Raw genomic sequence first — 15231 nt, 5'->3', positions numbered from 1 at the left:
TCTGTATTCGTCCCTACTTACTGCCAGCGAAATTGCTTATCGCTTTGTATTCGGAATTGAAACCTTACCGGCTGCAAAAATGGCAGAAACGTTTGCGCTGACATTTGTGATTGCTGCGCTGTATCTGATTTGTCAAGGTGTCAGGATCAACCGCCAATACTTCGTTGCTGACGGTTGTCTTATGTTTGGCAGGGTCGCAAACATTGACAACATAAGCGACACCGCTGCCGTAGCGCGTCCAGATGTGTGCGGCATCCGGCAGAGTAAAGCCCTTGCCGGTCAGCTCGCCGCCGAATCGGGCAAAATCTTTTTTAATTTGACATACCGTCAGCTCATTGACCGCGCCGACAGGCGCAGTGCCGACGATGGCGGTAATTGCGCCGTCAACGGTATAGACGGGATTGGAGCCGCCGTCAATGCGGATGGTCTCCGTGCCGTGATGGTAGGCTGCTGCCATGATGGATACTCCTATTTTTTAGGTTTTAAATCGGAATTGAGGTCTTGGTCGGTTCGGCGATAGCGGGCAGCGACGAAGAGGGGGCGTTTTTCTTCACGGCAAACTTCAACCTGCTGAGTCTCAGTCTGCAAGACAAGCTGATACTGCCATGCGCCCGCATCCTCGGCTAAAAACTCCTCACTGATAAGGTGGCAGGGCTGGCAGTTCGGCGGCGCAAAACCAACCATAGCAAGACGTGTCTCATCTAAAATCGCCAGCGTGCCGTCATCCGCATTAAGGCTGCTGCCGAAAACGGTCAACACCAACCTGACATCGCGCTGCTGCGCAATACGGCCGAGCTGCTCAATATCGCCAAATTTACTGCCACCGTAGCCGACCAAGATTGCCCCGACGGGATGGATAAATTGGTATTCGGACGGCCGCTCCGGAAAAGCCTCAACGCTGACCCACGGGATAGCGGCCTGCAAATGCTCTACTACCGCATCAATAATCGGACGTGTCGCGCTCATCAGTAGCCTCCTAAATCCATTTTGTCGCGCGCTCGGACGTGATACGCGCCCGGCTCGGGTTGCGACGGCTTGTCCAATGCGGCGATGCCGATGTGGATTTTGCCGTCGCGGATGGCTTCCAGCGTCTTAATGGTTGCGTTGTAGGCAGTTTCCAGCGGTTTCGGAAAGTCAGCGCGGTTGATGCGGCGGCTGTGCAAAAAATGGCGGGCGATGTTGATGCACAAAGGCTGCAACACCGTCGGCGTGTCCTTCAGCGGCAGCACATATCTGCCGCGCAGGTATCCGTCCACCAAATCGCAGGCATAACGCACTGCCGCATCAATGACCTGAGCGTCGGGTTCTGTCCCGCGCGCATTGTCGTTGGTCAGCTGCACCAGCTCCGTTTTGCCCATCGCAGCCGTCAAATCATCCGCGCCGATATACATGGCTTACTCCGCCCCTTCGGCTGCTGCCGGTTTTTTACCGCGTTTCGGCTTTTCAACTTCGCCCGTAGGGGCATTGCCTGTATCATCTGACGGCGTATCTTCGGACGGCGGGGTGTCATTTTGTTGCGCATCTAGCTCTTCGCCGGTTGTCAGTGTCGGGGTAACGTGTGCCGCGACCGATTCGTACTGCTCCGCCGTCAATTCGACCGCTTCGCCGACCTCGACACGAAATTGGCCGCCTTGTTCGTTTTCCAAAATCAACGGAGTGTTTGCGATATAAACTTTAGCCATGATCAGCCTTTCAAAAATACTTGGATAACTTCGCCCGCCGCTGTCGCCGCAGAGCGCGCCGTACCGGCAACCTTGGCATTACCTTCCGCCTTGACTGCCGCGCCTTGCGCATCGGCTGCTACTTCATCGCCGACGGCAATCGTGCCGCCTGCCTCAACTAAGGCGATACCCAATACATCGACGGCCAACATTTCGCCCGCATCCGCATCCAAAGTAGCAGTACCCAGAACTTTCACACCGGCGGCTGCCTGTTTGCCTGCGAAATCCACAAAGCGGTTTTTGACCACCTTGCCTGATGTTTTGACCGTGGTTACCAAGACCACTTGTTTCGTTTGTGCCATTTAAGACTCCTTTTGCTGCGCGTCATGCGCATTTTCTTTGATACGGTAGGCTTCCAAGGCCAACAGATTTTGCAACGCGTCCTGATAGGCCAGCTCGCGCCCCGTCTCCGCCACGAACGCCTCGGAATTGAGAGCGGCAGAATGGCCGACGACGACAAACCCGGAATGCAAGATCACCGTACATACGGTTGAAGTCGTTCCTTCGACGCGGTGGTACCGTACCTCGGTAATGCGGGCATTCAAATCTTCATACTTCACAGATAACGTCATTTTTTCCTCCGCAGGCCGTCTGAAGCCTTTCAGACGGCCTTTCAACATCTACTCAACCGCGTTTTCAAACAAGAAACCGCATGCACCGCCGACCACTGCCGCTTTGCGGATGTCGGTATAGCGCGCGTATTCCACCTTGCCGCCAACTTCTTCGTAGCGGTCAACTACCGGCATACCGCGACGGCGGAAGGTATAACCGAAGCTTGGCTCACCCTCGTCATTGCCACCGGAAGCTGTATGCGGACGCACAATCAGGCTGGCGAATTTGCCCCAAATATCTTGGGTGGCCTTATTGGCGGCAGATGTAGATACCGCCTCGCCGACGATGATGTCGTCCAGCTCCAGCAAATTTTTCAGCTGCTCGACCGTGAGTAGGGACTTGCGTTCATTTGCACCCAGTGCGCCGATGAGCTTCTCGTGGCGTTTCAGTGCCGACAGCACGCTCGCGCCTACCACCAGCACCGACGGGCGTACACCGCAGCCTGCGCGAACCGTTTCGCGGGCGATCTCGATGTCTGCCAACGGATCAGAGTTTTTATCGCTCCATTTTTGGGTGGAAGCCAAATCTTTGCTGAAACCTGACTGATAAGCCGATTTGTTTTGTAGGAGGGCGGCAGTTTCGATTTCTTGACGCAGCTGCACGCCATTGACCACGCGGCGTGTTGCCTTGGCGCGCTCGTCGTACATGGATTCCGCTTGTTCGCGGTAATCCACACCAGCAGCCAAATCATGTTCTTCCAACACGACCGGCATAAAGCTTGGTGAGTCTAGCGTAATCACATTCGATGCCGCGCCGACCGCACGTTCGGTCTGATATTCGACAAATGACCCCTTGCCGAACACCGGCACACGCAAGCCTTCTTTGTCAGCAAAAACCTCTGGGAAGATTTTTTCGGCAATAAAATTCGACTGTTTGTAGCCTAGTGCGAGATTGGTCAAAACCGGATCATACTGACCGCGCAGACCGCGCAAATGAGATGCACTCATGTTTTATCCTTTTTTAGGTCAAATGCGACGACGTCGTCGCATTTGACGGGTTGATGATTTAAGCAATAGTACGGCGGGCAGCTTCTTCATAAGGGATGCCATCCTTTGCCGCCAATGCCAATGCACGTTGGTGATGGCTCAAGGCTTCCGGGTCCGCCGCTTCGGCAAAGTCTGCCGCCAATCCCGACGGTGTTTCGCCTTTAGCCATTTCGCCGCCCTGAATCTGCTTAGGCAGCACGGCGGTAAAAAACGCACGCAGAGCGGCAGACAAAGGCTGCTTCTTACTGCCTTCGCCGAAGTCGGCGGTTACGTCGTCAGGGTATTCGGCAAAATCCAAAACCTTGACGACCAAATCCTTGTCGGCAGGTTTCAGACGGCCTTCTTTAACCAAGCCTTCGGCAAATTCGGCATTCTGCTCATGCGCACCATCGCGCAGGGCGGTATGCTGCTCGTCTTTCAGCTTTTTCAATTCCGCCTGCGATTCGGCAGCCTTCTTCTCGGCAGCTTCGCGGGCGGCCTTTTCGGCTGCAAGTTCTTGTTCCAGCGACATAGGGGTCTCCTTGTTTTCATGGTTTTCTGGGGGTGGGGGTAATTCGGTAAATTCGGCAGGTGCATGAGTTTGAGGCACGGCAGCCAATTCTTTAATTGCCTCAATTTGCCAGTCAGGCAGTACTTTATCGGCTTCCTCTAGGCCGAAACGGCCGATAAACCAGTCTCTGAAACGGCTTAATAAGGAGGCTGTCTGAAGATGTGCGTCTTCGGAAAACTCGACATAAACTTCGCCCTCGGCAAAACTGATGGCGGACAAGCCCTTGACTGCGGGCGGTTGCGCGCCCAAAAAGCCAACATGACGCAGCGTCCAAACACCCGGTTTAGGATTGTTCGGGCTGGTTGGCGGGTAAAAACTTGCCGACACTTTTTTATATCGTCCGGCCTTAACCAAATCCGCAAAGCCTTCATCAACTTGGGCAAAGTCCGCCGTCAGTACGCCGTTCTCAGCTTTCAGTCCGCTGACCCAGCCGTAAGCCGGCGCGTCCGCCTTCGGGTGGCCGACCACAATAGGAGCCTCATGCACCTTCGGGTCATATGCTTGGGCAGCGGCGGCAAGGTCGGCCTCGGTAATCGTTACCGTATTGCCGTTTGCATCGGTGCGCGTCCCTGCGCGAAAAATTTCGTAAGACATAAAAAAGCCTCATCGTATGGATGAGGCTATTGTGGCAAATGCCGTCTGAAACGGCTTTTAATCGGGTTTAAAACTTATTTCGGCAGATCGAGGTCATACTGCCATATCGGCAGCAGGATCATCATGAATCTTTATCCATCCACAATCTTTTAATCGGGGCTAGTAAAAACAAATGCGCCAAATTTGCGTTTTTAGCGCGTTTCGGTTTCAGGGTGGGCAAACCCCCGACCGCAAAGAGAAACGCAATATAAAATCGGTCAGGGCTAAACCTGACCGATGTTTTAATTATGCGGTGTACTTACGAAAACAAATCTGCCTGTTTTTTCGCCCGCTCTGCCATTCCAACCTCCTTGACGATGCGGTAAACGTGCTGTACGGTCAGACCGTATTTTCGGGCGAGGCTTGCATGATTCTTACCGTCAAACTCCTTGTAAATTTGCATATCCCGCTCCGATACCCTGCCCAAAAGGTTTTTCGGGAAATAAATCAACTGCCCGCCCCAGTTGCTGGTCAGATGATGGGACAGCTTTTTAGATACTTCGACCGCCTGCTGCCGCTCCATCGGCAATACCGACATCAAGCAGGCGACCGCCTGGTCTTCTAAGTCCGCCACCAGCTCAGGCACTCTGTTGTCCGCCATTTTCCACCCTCACTTTCCACTTCTTCAGATGTTCGATGACCCGTATTGCGTCATCAGTCCCCAACCATCCATGATAATCTATGCCCGTCATCCGTTTGACAAATCGAGCCAGGCTCAATTCAGACGGGCTTCGCACCGCGCCCAAACGGTGCAGCTCCAACCAAAGCGCGCGTATCTTTTTGACCTGCGCCTCTATCATGCGGTTGGGCATATGCACTGGCAAATCAGGTTTGCCTGATGCCGCCTGCGCTTTTGTGGTAACCACAAAACCCCGCATCTTCATAGCCCGCACGGCAAGCTCCAGCTCCTCGACCGATAACTTGGTACTGCTCGTCTTGCCGCATGACAGATTGGCGAGCAGCGCGCGGTATTCGCTGTCGTCCATCATCAACTGGGTTTTAGCCACATGGATGAGCCGTATCAACCGCTGTTTTTTCTGAGCACGGGTTTCCATTTCCAGCCTCCTAAGAACCTCAAAAAAGTGAAACATCGTTTCACTTTTTTCAAGAAAATCAATAAATAATGATATTCTATTCGGGATTTTTGCGCAGTGCAACTAAAACGGACGGACGCAAAAAAGGTCGCCTGAATCTCTTCAGACGACCTTTTAAACATCAGCGGCTTTAACGGTTCACCGCGTCTTTCAAAGCCTTACCTGCACGGAATTTAGGCGTTTTTCGTGCTGCGATGATCAGCGGTTCGCCCGTTTTCGGATTGCGGCCTTTACGCTCGGCAGATTGGGCAGTGTGGAACGAGCCGAAGCCGACCAAGGTAACGTCTTTGCCGTCCTTCAGCGTCTGCGTTACCACGCTGACAAACGCATCGACAAATTCCGCCGCATCGCGTTTGTTCAATTCTGCCTCATCAGCAATCGCTTGGATTAATTCAGATTTATTCACTTTTTGACTCCTGTTTAGGTTTAAATGCGGCAGACCGTGCCGCGCGGGTTATGGATTTATAGTTTCAGACGGCCTAATGTCTACGGATGGGCGGCGTCATCATCTGCGCCGCCTGTATCGTTTTGCTGATTAACACAGCCGTTTGCTGCGCGCCTGTTTTATCCTTTGCATCCGCCGCCGGGAGGTCGCCTTTAAACTTAATGTAGGTACCTTCAGGCATATCTTCGATTTCTATAATGACTTTAGCCATTGTTTTTTCCCTCCAAAATTTTCAATATTTCTGCCCATTGATTCGGGCTGACACGATATTCAACATAACTTGAGTAACCACTATCTGCTTTTAAATGCAACGTTAACGTGGCATCTTTTTTATCTTGCATAAATTAGATCCTTTCTCCCTTTTCACACCTTCGCCACATCCAAATTCATCAACTGATACTCCCCATCCTCGCCGCGCTGATACACCCGCACAAACGGCTTGCTGATATGCACCTGCAAACTGTCGGAGAGCGCATCCATCGCTCGTTGCCATTTTTCGTCGGTGATTTGCAGGCGGCGCAGTCCGAGTACGCGGGCGGTGCTGATGTTGCCTTCTTTGTCCACCTGGAAGGCCGCGTTAATCAGCGTTTTCAATTCCGTGCGGCTGCCTTCCGTCCATTCGTTGATACATTCATCAATTAAGGCTTTGGCGGCAATCAAACCTTCGTCAAATACCAACGTATCCTGCATGGCAAGGTTGACGCGGTACGCGCCGTCGAAGCTGTGCAGGCTGATATTGCCTTTCTTACCACCAACATTTACGTCGTAGCGGTCGGCACTCAACTGCACAAACGCGGCAATATCGTCCATCGCCTCGCGTTTGAAAGTGATTAAGTCATCCTGCACCGCGCGCGCTTTGGCAGCAATTTCCAGCACCAGCTCGTCACGCAGTAGGTCGATTTCTTTAATATTGGCCAGCGGCACGAGATTGCCTTTGGCATCCTTTTTGTATTGGCTTACATCTAAATTACTCATTTTGTTTTACCTTTCTGCCTCTCGGCATAAATCCTTTTACACTCATCCACCGACCGGTGGTGTGGCCCGTGTATCCAATCCCTGTTCATGCAAGGAGAGCTTTCCAGCAGGCTGAGTGTTTGTTTGAGTTTGGCGGCCTGCGCCTTGCCGTATTCGGTCGGACGATGTTTCTTTTCCAATTTCGGCACCATCCTGATTTCGGGCGGAGGCAGGTGTTTGATAAGGTCGGCAGGGTTTGGCCACTCTGACGAGGATGCCGCGATATCCCTAAAGGCTGCCTGTATTCTGATTTCATCCTGTTCCGGTTGCCACGATCGTCCGCTTAGTATGCCCAACCAAAGTTCGGCAACGGCCGTCAAATCCGCCGAAGCGGGGCGGCCTTTGAGATTTAGGGCGGCGAGCATCATGAAACCCTGCGCGATTGCTTTTTTCAGCCAGCTATTGTTTTCCTCCATTTGACCACTCCATCAAGTCGCCCAACCCGCTCCTCAATTTGGTGCTTGCCACCTCTCTCGTGTGAGATGGTTGGGGAGAGGACAAAACCGCCGTTCCCGCCGTCTTTTCAGGCGACCAAAACGTAATGTTTTCCAACAAATAACCGTGGCTGGTCAGTGGCGGTGTCAGTTTTCCCGCGTCCCGTGCCTCAAGGCATCGTGTTGCCGCCCAAATCCAAGCCTCGCGCGGGGCCGGGTACGTTTTTCGGTTACGCACGATTTCGCCCTCCCGTATCATCGGCGCAATCTCGCCGACAAGCTTTGAAACTCGGTTAAAACTTAAATCCTTTTTGGCGGGGCGAAACAGCGTCAGATACCGCAATACCGCCTTAAAAAGGTCGTCTGAAATGCCGGTCAGGGCAATCAGGGCCTCACGGGCATCGTCATGGGCGATTAATACATCCAAGCTCATCACCGCACCGCAGGTAGGGCAGCGTACTTTCATGTTCTCGCCTCCATCAGACTTTTGAGACTGCAATAAACCGAGTCGGAAAAATCAATAGCTGCATCACATGCCTGATCTCCATCTTCTACATCCACCGGAGGGAAATAAAATAACCCGTTTTTCCAAGATGTATTTGCAGCGACAACCGCATAAACTTCTTCAAGCGTACAGCCCTCATTCAGCTCTTTACTCAGGTAATCTGTATCGCCTTCTTGGTTTCCCAAAGCAGCATCCTGAGTAACCTTGATAATGCCGTCACGGGCGATATTTAGATAAATTGTCATCTCACCATCTCCAAATCCTTACGGCTCAAACACCGCAATACCGTCTGAACCACATCCTCAATTTCATCCGATAGCCGAGATGACACATACATCATCACAAACTTACCCGACACCGTTGTCAGCTCAGTGACAAGATGACCGCCTTTTTCGCGCCATACCGACACTTTGATTTTGCTGTAATCCCTGTTCATTTTTCTTCTCCCGCGGGCTCCAAAACCACGCCTGTTATTTTGTCTGTCTCGCTCATCCCGCCGTAAACTGCCTCCCAGTTTTTATCGGCTTCCAGAGCATCTCTTTGATCTGCCGTTGCCGCGACCGGCTGGCAGGCGGCAAGCATGGCGGTCAGTATCCATAACCCCCTCATTTGTACTGCCCCCTGTCATAGACGTTGATCTGCATAGGCTGTTTTTGGCGACAAGGCTCGGTCAGCATTGCCTGTATGGCTATGACGATGGACAGCAGCACAATTACAATGGCAAATTCGATTTCATCTTTTTTCATGATTTCCCCTTTATTTTTCAGACTCTTCAGATTCGTCGATACCGGCCAGAACGGCTAACTCCACTATGTCCTGCCAAGTCAATATAAACCGCTTCCCAGTAGCTTTACTGACGACCATCGGCTCACATATCGAAGAGATTTCCATCGTGTATTCCATGCTGTCGACTTTGCCGGTAGCTACCTCTGTGCTAAACAGTAAGGCTATCTCAATCTCAGAGTGATTGGGTTCAATAAATTTTCCGAATTTGTTATCCATCTCACACCCCCCGTACCACATCGCCGTCAACCATCTCAAAACCAAGCTCCGCCGCCTGATTCATCGCTGCCGCCACCAAGTTGTTGACCGCCAGCGGATAGAGCAGGCTGTTGGTTTGCAATCCCTTGCTCGTGCGGCTTTTGACTGTCAGACGCTCGGCAACCGCATCAATCGCGCTTTTGTCTAAAATCTTCGCCATGTCCGCATTGACGCGGTCAAATTTGTGCTTGAGATAGCCTTCGAGCTTGCCGTCGGTCAGCGGCAAGAGCGTAACCACCTCGCAGCGTTGCACCACCTCGCGCACCGCAGGATTGTTTTCGCTGAGTTTTTGTGCCAACTCCGTCTGACCGATTAAGACAATCCCGAGCAGGCGTTCAAAACCGTTTTTCAGCTCAAAAAATCGTTTCAAGTGTTTCAGGGTCGGCAGCGGCAGACCGTGCGCCTCCTCAATCAGGAGCAGGTGTTTATTGCCTGCTTTCGCGCTTTCCGACAAAGCGCGGTGGATTTGGCGGAAACGTGCTTCCGGACTGCGTTTAGGGCTTGTTCCGGGCGCAACCGCCTCCAAAATTGCCTCAGCGATATGTACCGCTTTGAGTGTCTTGCCCTTTTGGTCGTTGTCTTCCATTGCTAACACATAAGGCTCAATCAACACAATCTGACGGCCTTCGCGGTTGATACGGTCTTGCAGGTCTTCGCGCAGTGTAGATTTACCCGCGCCGCTTTCGCCGACCACCGCCACAAAACCGCCGTGGCAGGCCGTCTGAAACATCGCCTCGCGCACATAGCGCACATCTGGCGTCATATACACATCGTCCGCAGACTGGATTTCGTCATTAAACGGATCGCGGAATAGGCTAAAATGTTGTTTTGCCGCTTGGTTTAAAGTTGCTTTTCGTAGTAACATCTCATTGTCCTTGTCTTCGTAAGTTGCTTGGGCAGGTGCGGCTTCCGGCTCGTTTCTCAGGCTCGCTGGGATTTCCGCACCATTCGTTTCAAAAAATTGTTTCAATTTCCTTCGCAGCTCGGCTGCGTTTTTTTTCGGCCATTGCCCGTGATTGACTACCGCCACCAGCATCGGCTTGCTGCATCCGATTTCAGCAGCGGCTACCGCATAGGATTTACCGATTTGTTTAAAGGCTGTTTTCACGTTCGGTTGCCTTTCTGATTTCTACCGAGAAATCACTCAGTGCTCCCAGTGCGTCCGAATCTAAAAAACTCGCGCCGTAATTCACTTTCGGCATGAAAAAGTCGTTTAAAGCACGTGCAGATTCAGCCAGCTTTTTTAAATTTTCATATTCATCTTTAGATATATTCACAGTTTCCATTTTTATCCTTTCAAATATAGGCTTACCGTTTTAACCGGTTTTCAAAAGTTTCAGACGGCATCTTGTCCGGATACGTTCAAACGCCTCTTCCAGCCTGCCCTCGGTCACACCTTCCGGGTAGTGTTTGAGGATGACCGACACTGCTTGTTTCCAGTCGCCGCCGTCTGCCTCGACGCGGGGTTTTAAGCGTTTGGCGATTTCGACCTTGCTCAATACCTGCTCCGAGACCTCCATCCGGTTGTACGCCATCTGCTGTCCTTGTTTGGGCATAAAGAGCGTATTTCGCGCGGCAAGCGTATCTTCCTGATGTTTGTACGGGTCGATTTCGCCGCCGAATGGGACTGCCTTGCCTTTGCGTTTGGCGGCTGCCGCCTCCAGCGTTTCCGCACCCATCGCCAGCTTGTCCAGCTCTTTGCGGTGCTGCTGCGCGTCTGTATTGGCCGGGGCTTTGTATTCCGCCCCGATGACTGCCGCATCGGCCCTGAAGCCCATCTCGTCAAAAACTACTTCGGGTACGGATACCCAAACCTCGTTGCCCTCCGCGTCATAAGTGGCAACCCGCGCCCCGTTTGCCTCCCAAGGGTTCTTGCCGACCAAAACCTTCTGACCGACCAAAATCCCCTTGATGCCTTTTACGCTATATACCCGTCCGCCGAAGCGGATTTCCAAATCCGCCGAGACTTTCGCCTCTTTCGGTGCGCTGACGGCAAGCTCTCGGCAATATTCAGCAGGCGGCGGCAGGATGAGCTGCTCGGGTTTGATTTTGTTCCACGCCTGATAGCGGGTCATGCCGTGGCGGCTGTGTTTTTGCGTACCGTTGTAGTAACGCATCCAGCGTTCCGATAAGGCATTGAGCTGGTCGATGTCGTGTACCTCGGTAAAGCGCAATCCGCTCTCAAATGCCGTTTCCACAATATCATTGGCTTTTTCCACTTGCCCTTTGGCACGCGGATTGCCCGGCTTGTTGATTTGCACATGCACATCCAAGGACTTGCACAAATTTTTAAACGCCGCCGAAGTATTCGCACTGCCCGGGTCAAGCATGACCATGCGCGGTACGCCGCGAAACGGGTCTTTTCCAATATCTTTTTTCGCCTGCATCATGTAGATGAAAAAATCACAGAGGTTCGCGCTGGTTTCGCCGCCGAAGTAATAACGCACCGAAATCGTGCCGGAGGCATGGTCTGTCCCCGTGTACCGCCAGACGCGGTCGTTTTCGATTTTGACGACGTTTTTCGGCTTGTTTTTATAAAACTCCTCTTCCTTCATCACCCGCAGCCCCGTATCCTTGCCCTGACGCGGCAGGTAATACAAAACGCACAAACTCGGGTCGATTTGCCAACAATGGTTCGGGTGTTCCGATTTCATGCGGCTGACGGGTTTGGGCTGCAAAAGCTGGTCGGGATGCAGCTTGTATTCCCGTAAAGCCCGGGTAATGGTGTTTTCAGAAAGGGGGATGACTTCCCCGGTTTCCCCATCAATCCGCGCCGCCTCGATTTTCCCGTTGGCGCGCAGCATTTCCACCGCCTGCCGCACCGACATCAACCGCTTGCCGTTGCGCCTCATCGCCTCCCCCAAAACCGCCGAAATCAATTTGGCTTCTTCCGGTTTAAGCTCCGTTTTGCCCGCATCGCTGCGCCGTTTGCGCGTCGGCTTGACGCTGACCGCCTCCAGCTTGCGGTATAGCGTGGCAAGGCTGATGCCCAATTCCTGCGCCTGCTGCTTAAGATATGCAGAGCGTGCGCCGCGTCCCATTGCTTCCGCCTGATTCTCGACTGCCTTAAGACGCTCAATCATTGCCGGATTCATCGCCTTCTCCCGTTTCACCGCCCAACCATTCCGGCACATTGTCTGTCGGTGCTTCAGTCGGCAGGGCATAGCTTTCGCGCAGTTGCTCGCAGTCCAAAATAATTTGATTGAGCGTGCCGACCATCTTCGCGCGGTGGTCAAATCCATGCGCCTCGCCGTGCGCCGCCATCTGCTCGAACATCTCGCGCAATCGGCTGATTTGCGAGCGGATACCGACTTCCAAGCTGCCAAGCTGCATCGTCAGCTCGATGCCCACATCCGCAGGTTTAGGCTCTTTGACACCCGTCTGCTTTTTCGACAGCTTTTCCGCCAGCTCATCGACCTTTTTATTTTTATCGGCAATCACCTTATCTTTCGCTTCCGCCGTTTCACGGCTTTCGCGCAGGGCGACGCGCAGCTCCTTAATAGTCATACGGTCAACATCGTCAAAAGTGTTGCCGTTGACCTCACCGCCTTCGGCAAGCTCCAACAAAGTGTCATCGTCTTCGACCAGCAGCTCGAGCAGTTTGGATTTGCCCAACGTCATCAGCTTAGGCTGCGCTTGTTTCATTTTCGGGTCGATAAAACGGAGGGTGGCATTCATCAGTCTTTGGGATTCTCGCCGTCCGAGGCCGAACTCTTTTTCAGCGATTTCGGCAAACCGCCCATGCGGCGTATGCTCCTTGATGATGATCAGCGCGCGTCCCAGCTCAAACATCCCTTCCATCGTTTGGCGTACCGCAAATCGTCCGCGCTCAATCCATACCGTCTCGTTGTAGGCCTCGCCGCCTGAAAACTTGTCCATAACCTCCATACTGTGGATAGCCAATTCGTTTGCCGTTACGCCGACCGTATGTCCTAAAATTTCTGTTGCCATTTCTTTTGCTCCTCAAATGCGACGACGTCGTCGCATTTAGTAAATTCGGTTTTCCAATTCTTGCAAGCGCGCATTCAGCCGCTCTTGCTGTTTTCTGAATCGCTCTGCGATTTGCAGGGTTTTGATGCCGTAGGCGTAGTTGCCGTTTTCAAGCTTGATGACCAATCCCGATGCAACCAAATCATCAATATCCCTGCTGACTTGTGATGGCGTCAGCCCCAGTCCGACCGATAAATCCTTATTGCTCAGACCGATAATCGGATGCTCGTCAAGCGCGATAAAGACCCTCAATAGCCGTTGTACCCTTTTACTTTCTGCCATATTTACTCCTACGCCACTTCCTGTTTCGCTTTTAGACCGAGTTCCTGTGCGATACGGTGTGCCTTCCCACGGTTTGCCTTAACAGTTCCGTTTAAAATACGGGACACATAGGTAGGGTCATATCCCCTCGTAACGCACCAGTCTTTAATCGTTTCGCCGCGCTCTCGGAAACCTTCTTTAATTTTTTCTGCTTTCACGGAATATCTCCTATTTCGTTCTCGTGCTAAAATTATGATTGTTTAAATCTTTAAACAATCTTGTATCAAACTTGATGCAAGTATAATAGGAATATTTCTATCTATCAAGATTATTTCTAGTTTATTTTTAAGGATTAATTCTATGAGTTTGATTTTTACTGGAAATATTCGTGAACTTCTTGCAAAAGAAGAGCTGACTATCGCTGAATTTGCCGATTTGATAGATGAAAAAGTATCTAGGGTAAATGATGTTTTAAGCGGAAAGCAGCGTCCACCATTTGATATGGTGGAAAAAATATTGAGCAAATTTGATGTTGATGCAAACTGGCTGATTTCTGGAAAAAAGAACAGCAAAAGGAATATTTCTAGTTTGACGGCATTGTCAGACGACTACGCCTATATCCCCATGTTTGATGTCGAAGTCTCCGCAGGTCATGGAACGACTGCCTACGGCGTTACTGTCCCTGCGAACCATTTGGCATTTAGAAAAGATTGGCTGCTTCACCGTGGACTGCACGAGCAAGACCTCAATATCGTTACTGCCAAAGGTGACAGTATGGAGCCGACCATCAGCAGTAAAGATACGCTTTTGGTCGATACCTCAAAAACCAACCCGCGCGACGGCAATATCTACGTCATCCGCAGTGGCGATGTATTATGGGTCAAACGCATCCAACGCCAAGTTGACGGCAACCTGCTCTTGATTTCCGACAACACGACCTATCCGCCTATGCCGCTGATGCTGGCAGACCACCCCGACATACAGGTCATCGGGCAGGTGGTTCAGGTCTCGAAAAACCTGTATTAAGGAGACAAAATGAAAAAGGGTTATTTGACATTGCTTGTGTCTGTTATGATGTTTTCCGCATCCGCATCCGCTTTGGCAAAAAGCTGTAAAGACTTTCCGACACAGCAGGCGGCGCAGAAATTTTACGAATCCCGCAAAAATGCAGGATTGAGCGGCTGGAGGAGTTTGGACAGGGACGGCGACGGACGGGCTTGCGACTGCAACCCAGGTGGGAACGGCAAGAATTGTCCGAAAAAGAAAAGATAATTTCTGAAAGAAATAGAATGAAAACAAAAATATATCTTGGAATTTTCTTATTGGCTGCTGCACATCTGGTCAATGCGGGAGGAGTGATGAAAACAGGAGGGATGATTGGTCCTCATCCTGAAACATTTTCGGAACGGTTCAATGAATTGAACAATGGAATGATGGATTTGTTCCCAAGAATATCAATTGTTGCGGGCAAGACACGTCAAACAAAAGACCTTGGTAATGGCATTACGTTGTCTGCGAAACTGGTCAAAGCAGGCGATATTTTTGAAAACATCCAGATAAATTGTAATACATTGGCGAAAACTCAAAGAATCAACAATTGCTTAGTGAGTATGTATTACACGGCTATTGCGTTGGATTCCGAGATAGACCGTTTGGCATTTATGGATGCTATTCAGACTGCCGTCAAAAAAATGCAAGCTACTTATAATCAAAATGGAGTGGATTATTTCATTACGGTCAGTCGTAAGCAAAAAAGTGTTTCCATGTTGGCAAAATCGGATATGCCTATGCAGATTGAGGAAATGGACGATTCAAATGAAGCATATATGAAAAGCGATAAATGCAATCCCGAAGTTGAGCTGTGTATTACACCTTAGCCTCCGTTAGGTTTTAACCTCCATTAAAAGCCCCTTCAGACGGCCTTCCCTACAATCCCCGTATTGAT

29 protein-coding genes and 2 pseudogenes are annotated in these 15231 nt (G+C 51.3%); 4 read left to right on the top strand and 27 right to left on the bottom strand.

Annotated elements, in window-relative coordinates:
• Nucleotide 1: 1 nt before the first annotated feature.
• Nucleotides 2-136, top strand: a pseudogene (locus ACRPFF_RS02725) (phosphoethanolamine transferase); the annotation flags it as partial.
• Here ACRPFF_RS02725 and ACRPFF_RS02720 read toward each other — a convergent pair.
• From ACRPFF_RS02720 to ACRPFF_RS02590, 27 genes and pseudogenes are all read right to left on the bottom strand, one after another.
• A pseudogene (locus tag ACRPFF_RS02720) lies at nt 131-457 on the bottom strand (phage tail sheath family protein); the annotation flags it as partial. The pseudogenes ACRPFF_RS02725 and ACRPFF_RS02720 overlap by 6 nt on opposite strands.
• An 11-nt stretch (nt 458-468) precedes the next feature.
• The gene (locus ACRPFF_RS02715; protein WP_003753462.1) at nt 469-966 is read right to left on the bottom strand and encodes a Gp37 family protein; all 498 of its coding nucleotides are present in this window, start codon (nt 964-966) and stop codon (nt 469-471) included.
• A complete protein-coding gene (locus tag ACRPFF_RS02710; RefSeq protein ID WP_301883475.1) occupies nt 966-1391 on the bottom strand; it encodes a gp436 family protein in 426 nt (141 codons plus the stop codon). The genes ACRPFF_RS02715 and ACRPFF_RS02710 overlap by 1 nt, the downstream gene beginning before the upstream one ends.
• Before the next feature lie 3 nt (nt 1392-1394).
• Nucleotides 1395-1682 (bottom strand): hypothetical protein, encoded by a 288-nt coding sequence (locus ACRPFF_RS02705; protein ID WP_115177805.1) that lies wholly within the window; start codon nt 1680-1682, stop codon nt 1395-1397.
• A 2-nt stretch (nt 1683-1684) separates the two neighbouring features.
• Nucleotides 1685-2023, bottom strand: a complete 339-nt coding sequence (locus ACRPFF_RS02700; protein ID WP_115177806.1) for a capsid cement protein — start codon at nt 2021-2023, stop codon at nt 1685-1687.
• Entirely contained in the window at nt 2024-2341 is a 318-nt protein-coding gene (locus ACRPFF_RS02695; protein WP_239992233.1) for a Gp49 family protein, read from the bottom strand.
• Nucleotides 2342-3280: a major capsid protein gene (locus tag ACRPFF_RS02690; protein WP_301883479.1), complete on the bottom strand. Its 939-nt coding sequence runs from the start codon at nt 3278-3280 to the stop codon at nt 2342-2344. It abuts the gene before it with no gap.
• Between the two features lie 58 nt (nt 3281-3338).
• Complete coding sequence (locus ACRPFF_RS02685) at nt 3339-4463, bottom strand: 2-oxoacid:acceptor oxidoreductase (RefSeq protein WP_432673709.1); 1125 nt, start codon at nt 4461-4463, stop codon at nt 3339-3341.
• A 298-nt stretch (nt 4464-4761) separates the two neighbouring features.
• Nucleotides 4762-5103 carry a Mor transcription activator family protein gene (locus ACRPFF_RS02680; protein ID WP_323175278.1) on the bottom strand — a complete coding sequence of 114 codons (342 nt, stop codon included), beginning with the start codon at nt 5101-5103 and terminating at the stop codon, nt 4762-4764.
• A complete protein-coding gene (locus ACRPFF_RS02675) occupies nt 5081-5557 on the bottom strand; it encodes a gp16 family protein (RefSeq protein WP_301883487.1) in 477 nt (158 codons plus the stop codon). The genes ACRPFF_RS02680 and ACRPFF_RS02675 overlap by 23 nt, the downstream gene beginning before the upstream one ends.
• Nucleotides 5558-5726: 169 nt before the next feature.
• Nucleotides 5727-6035 (bottom strand): HU family DNA-binding protein, encoded by a 309-nt coding sequence (locus tag ACRPFF_RS02670; protein ID WP_301883583.1) that lies wholly within the window; start codon nt 6033-6035, stop codon nt 5727-5729.
• Between the two features lie 40 nt (nt 6036-6075).
• Nucleotides 6076-6252, bottom strand: coding sequence for a hypothetical protein (locus ACRPFF_RS02665; protein ID WP_301883489.1), 177 nt, complete (start codon nt 6250-6252; stop codon nt 6076-6078).
• The gene (locus tag ACRPFF_RS02660) at nt 6245-6382 is read right to left on the bottom strand and encodes a hypothetical protein (RefSeq protein WP_301883493.1); all 138 of its coding nucleotides are present in this window, start codon (nt 6380-6382) and stop codon (nt 6245-6247) included. The genes ACRPFF_RS02665 and ACRPFF_RS02660 overlap by 8 nt, the downstream gene beginning before the upstream one ends.
• 22 nt (nt 6383-6404) lie before the next feature.
• On the bottom strand, nt 6405-7016 hold the full coding sequence (locus ACRPFF_RS02655) for a DUF3164 family protein (protein ID WP_301883494.1): 612 nt from the start codon (nt 7014-7016) through the stop codon (nt 6405-6407).
• Nucleotides 7013-7471 carry a hypothetical protein gene (locus ACRPFF_RS02650; protein ID WP_301883495.1) on the bottom strand — a complete coding sequence of 153 codons (459 nt, stop codon included), beginning with the start codon at nt 7469-7471 and terminating at the stop codon, nt 7013-7015. The genes ACRPFF_RS02655 and ACRPFF_RS02650 overlap by 4 nt, the downstream gene beginning before the upstream one ends.
• Nucleotides 7455-7955: a hypothetical protein gene (locus tag ACRPFF_RS02645; RefSeq protein WP_432673708.1), complete on the bottom strand. Its 501-nt coding sequence runs from the start codon at nt 7953-7955 to the stop codon at nt 7455-7457. The genes ACRPFF_RS02650 and ACRPFF_RS02645 overlap by 17 nt, the downstream gene beginning before the upstream one ends.
• Nucleotides 7952-8239, bottom strand: coding sequence for a hypothetical protein (locus ACRPFF_RS02640; RefSeq protein WP_411712958.1), 288 nt, complete (start codon nt 8237-8239; stop codon nt 7952-7954). The genes ACRPFF_RS02645 and ACRPFF_RS02640 overlap by 4 nt, the downstream gene beginning before the upstream one ends.
• Nucleotides 8236-8430 (bottom strand): hypothetical protein, encoded by a 195-nt coding sequence (locus tag ACRPFF_RS02635; RefSeq protein WP_432673707.1) that lies wholly within the window; start codon nt 8428-8430, stop codon nt 8236-8238. Before ACRPFF_RS02635 ends, ACRPFF_RS02640 begins: the two co-directional genes overlap by 4 nt.
• Entirely contained in the window at nt 8427-8603 is a 177-nt protein-coding gene (locus tag ACRPFF_RS02630; RefSeq protein WP_254324912.1) for a hypothetical protein, read from the bottom strand. Before ACRPFF_RS02630 ends, ACRPFF_RS02635 begins: the two co-directional genes overlap by 4 nt.
• Entirely contained in the window at nt 8600-8740 is a 141-nt protein-coding gene (locus tag ACRPFF_RS02625) for a hypothetical protein (protein ID WP_411712959.1), read from the bottom strand. The genes ACRPFF_RS02630 and ACRPFF_RS02625 overlap by 4 nt, the downstream gene beginning before the upstream one ends.
• Nucleotides 8741-8750: 10 nt before the next feature.
• A complete protein-coding gene (locus ACRPFF_RS02620; protein WP_432673706.1) occupies nt 8751-8996 on the bottom strand; it encodes a hypothetical protein in 246 nt (81 codons plus the stop codon).
• A gap of 1 nt (nt 8997) precedes the next feature.
• Entirely contained in the window at nt 8998-10143 is a 1146-nt protein-coding gene (locus ACRPFF_RS02615) for an ExeA family protein (RefSeq protein WP_432673705.1), read from the bottom strand.
• Nucleotides 10127-10321 carry a hypothetical protein gene (locus tag ACRPFF_RS02610; RefSeq protein WP_107859090.1) on the bottom strand — a complete coding sequence of 65 codons (195 nt, stop codon included), beginning with the start codon at nt 10319-10321 and terminating at the stop codon, nt 10127-10129. The genes ACRPFF_RS02615 and ACRPFF_RS02610 overlap by 17 nt, the downstream gene beginning before the upstream one ends.
• A 30-nt stretch (nt 10322-10351) precedes the next feature.
• Nucleotides 10352-12118, bottom strand: a complete 1767-nt coding sequence (locus tag ACRPFF_RS02605; RefSeq protein WP_432673704.1) for a transposase — start codon at nt 12116-12118, stop codon at nt 10352-10354.
• The gene (locus tag ACRPFF_RS02600; RefSeq protein WP_107859088.1) at nt 12111-12986 is read right to left on the bottom strand and encodes a hypothetical protein; all 876 of its coding nucleotides are present in this window, start codon (nt 12984-12986) and stop codon (nt 12111-12113) included. The genes ACRPFF_RS02605 and ACRPFF_RS02600 overlap by 8 nt, the downstream gene beginning before the upstream one ends.
• Before the next feature lie 36 nt (nt 12987-13022).
• Nucleotides 13023-13307: a hypothetical protein gene (locus tag ACRPFF_RS02595; RefSeq protein ID WP_013448358.1), complete on the bottom strand. Its 285-nt coding sequence runs from the start codon at nt 13305-13307 to the stop codon at nt 13023-13025.
• 8 nt (nt 13308-13315) lie between these two features.
• Entirely contained in the window at nt 13316-13504 is a 189-nt protein-coding gene (locus tag ACRPFF_RS02590; protein WP_013448357.1) for a DNA-binding protein, read from the bottom strand.
• Between the two features lie 142 nt (nt 13505-13646).
• Between ACRPFF_RS02590 and ACRPFF_RS02585 the strand changes: the two genes are divergently transcribed.
• The 3 genes from ACRPFF_RS02585 to ACRPFF_RS02575 are packed head-to-tail and all read left to right on the top strand — an operon-like array spanning nt 13647 to nt 15163.
• Nucleotides 13647-14312, top strand: coding sequence for a LexA family transcriptional regulator (locus ACRPFF_RS02585; RefSeq protein WP_432673703.1), 666 nt, complete (start codon nt 13647-13649; stop codon nt 14310-14312).
• 9 nt (nt 14313-14321) lie between these two features.
• Nucleotides 14322-14558: an excalibur calcium-binding domain-containing protein gene (locus ACRPFF_RS02580; RefSeq protein ID WP_300905589.1), complete on the top strand. Its 237-nt coding sequence runs from the start codon at nt 14322-14324 to the stop codon at nt 14556-14558.
• On the top strand, nt 14537-15163 hold the full coding sequence (locus ACRPFF_RS02575; RefSeq protein WP_314169266.1) for a hypothetical protein: 627 nt from the start codon (nt 14537-14539) through the stop codon (nt 15161-15163). The genes ACRPFF_RS02580 and ACRPFF_RS02575 overlap by 22 nt, the downstream gene beginning before the upstream one ends.
• The last annotated feature ends 68 nt before the right edge of the window (nt 15164-15231 follow it).

This window comes from Neisseria sp. SLRRB23, assembly GCF_050896295.1.
Taxonomy (GTDB): Bacteria; Pseudomonadota; Gammaproteobacteria; order Burkholderiales; family Neisseriaceae; genus Neisseria.
Note: the sequence above shows the minus strand (reverse complement) of the source record. Positions and strands in the feature narration are given on the sequence as shown.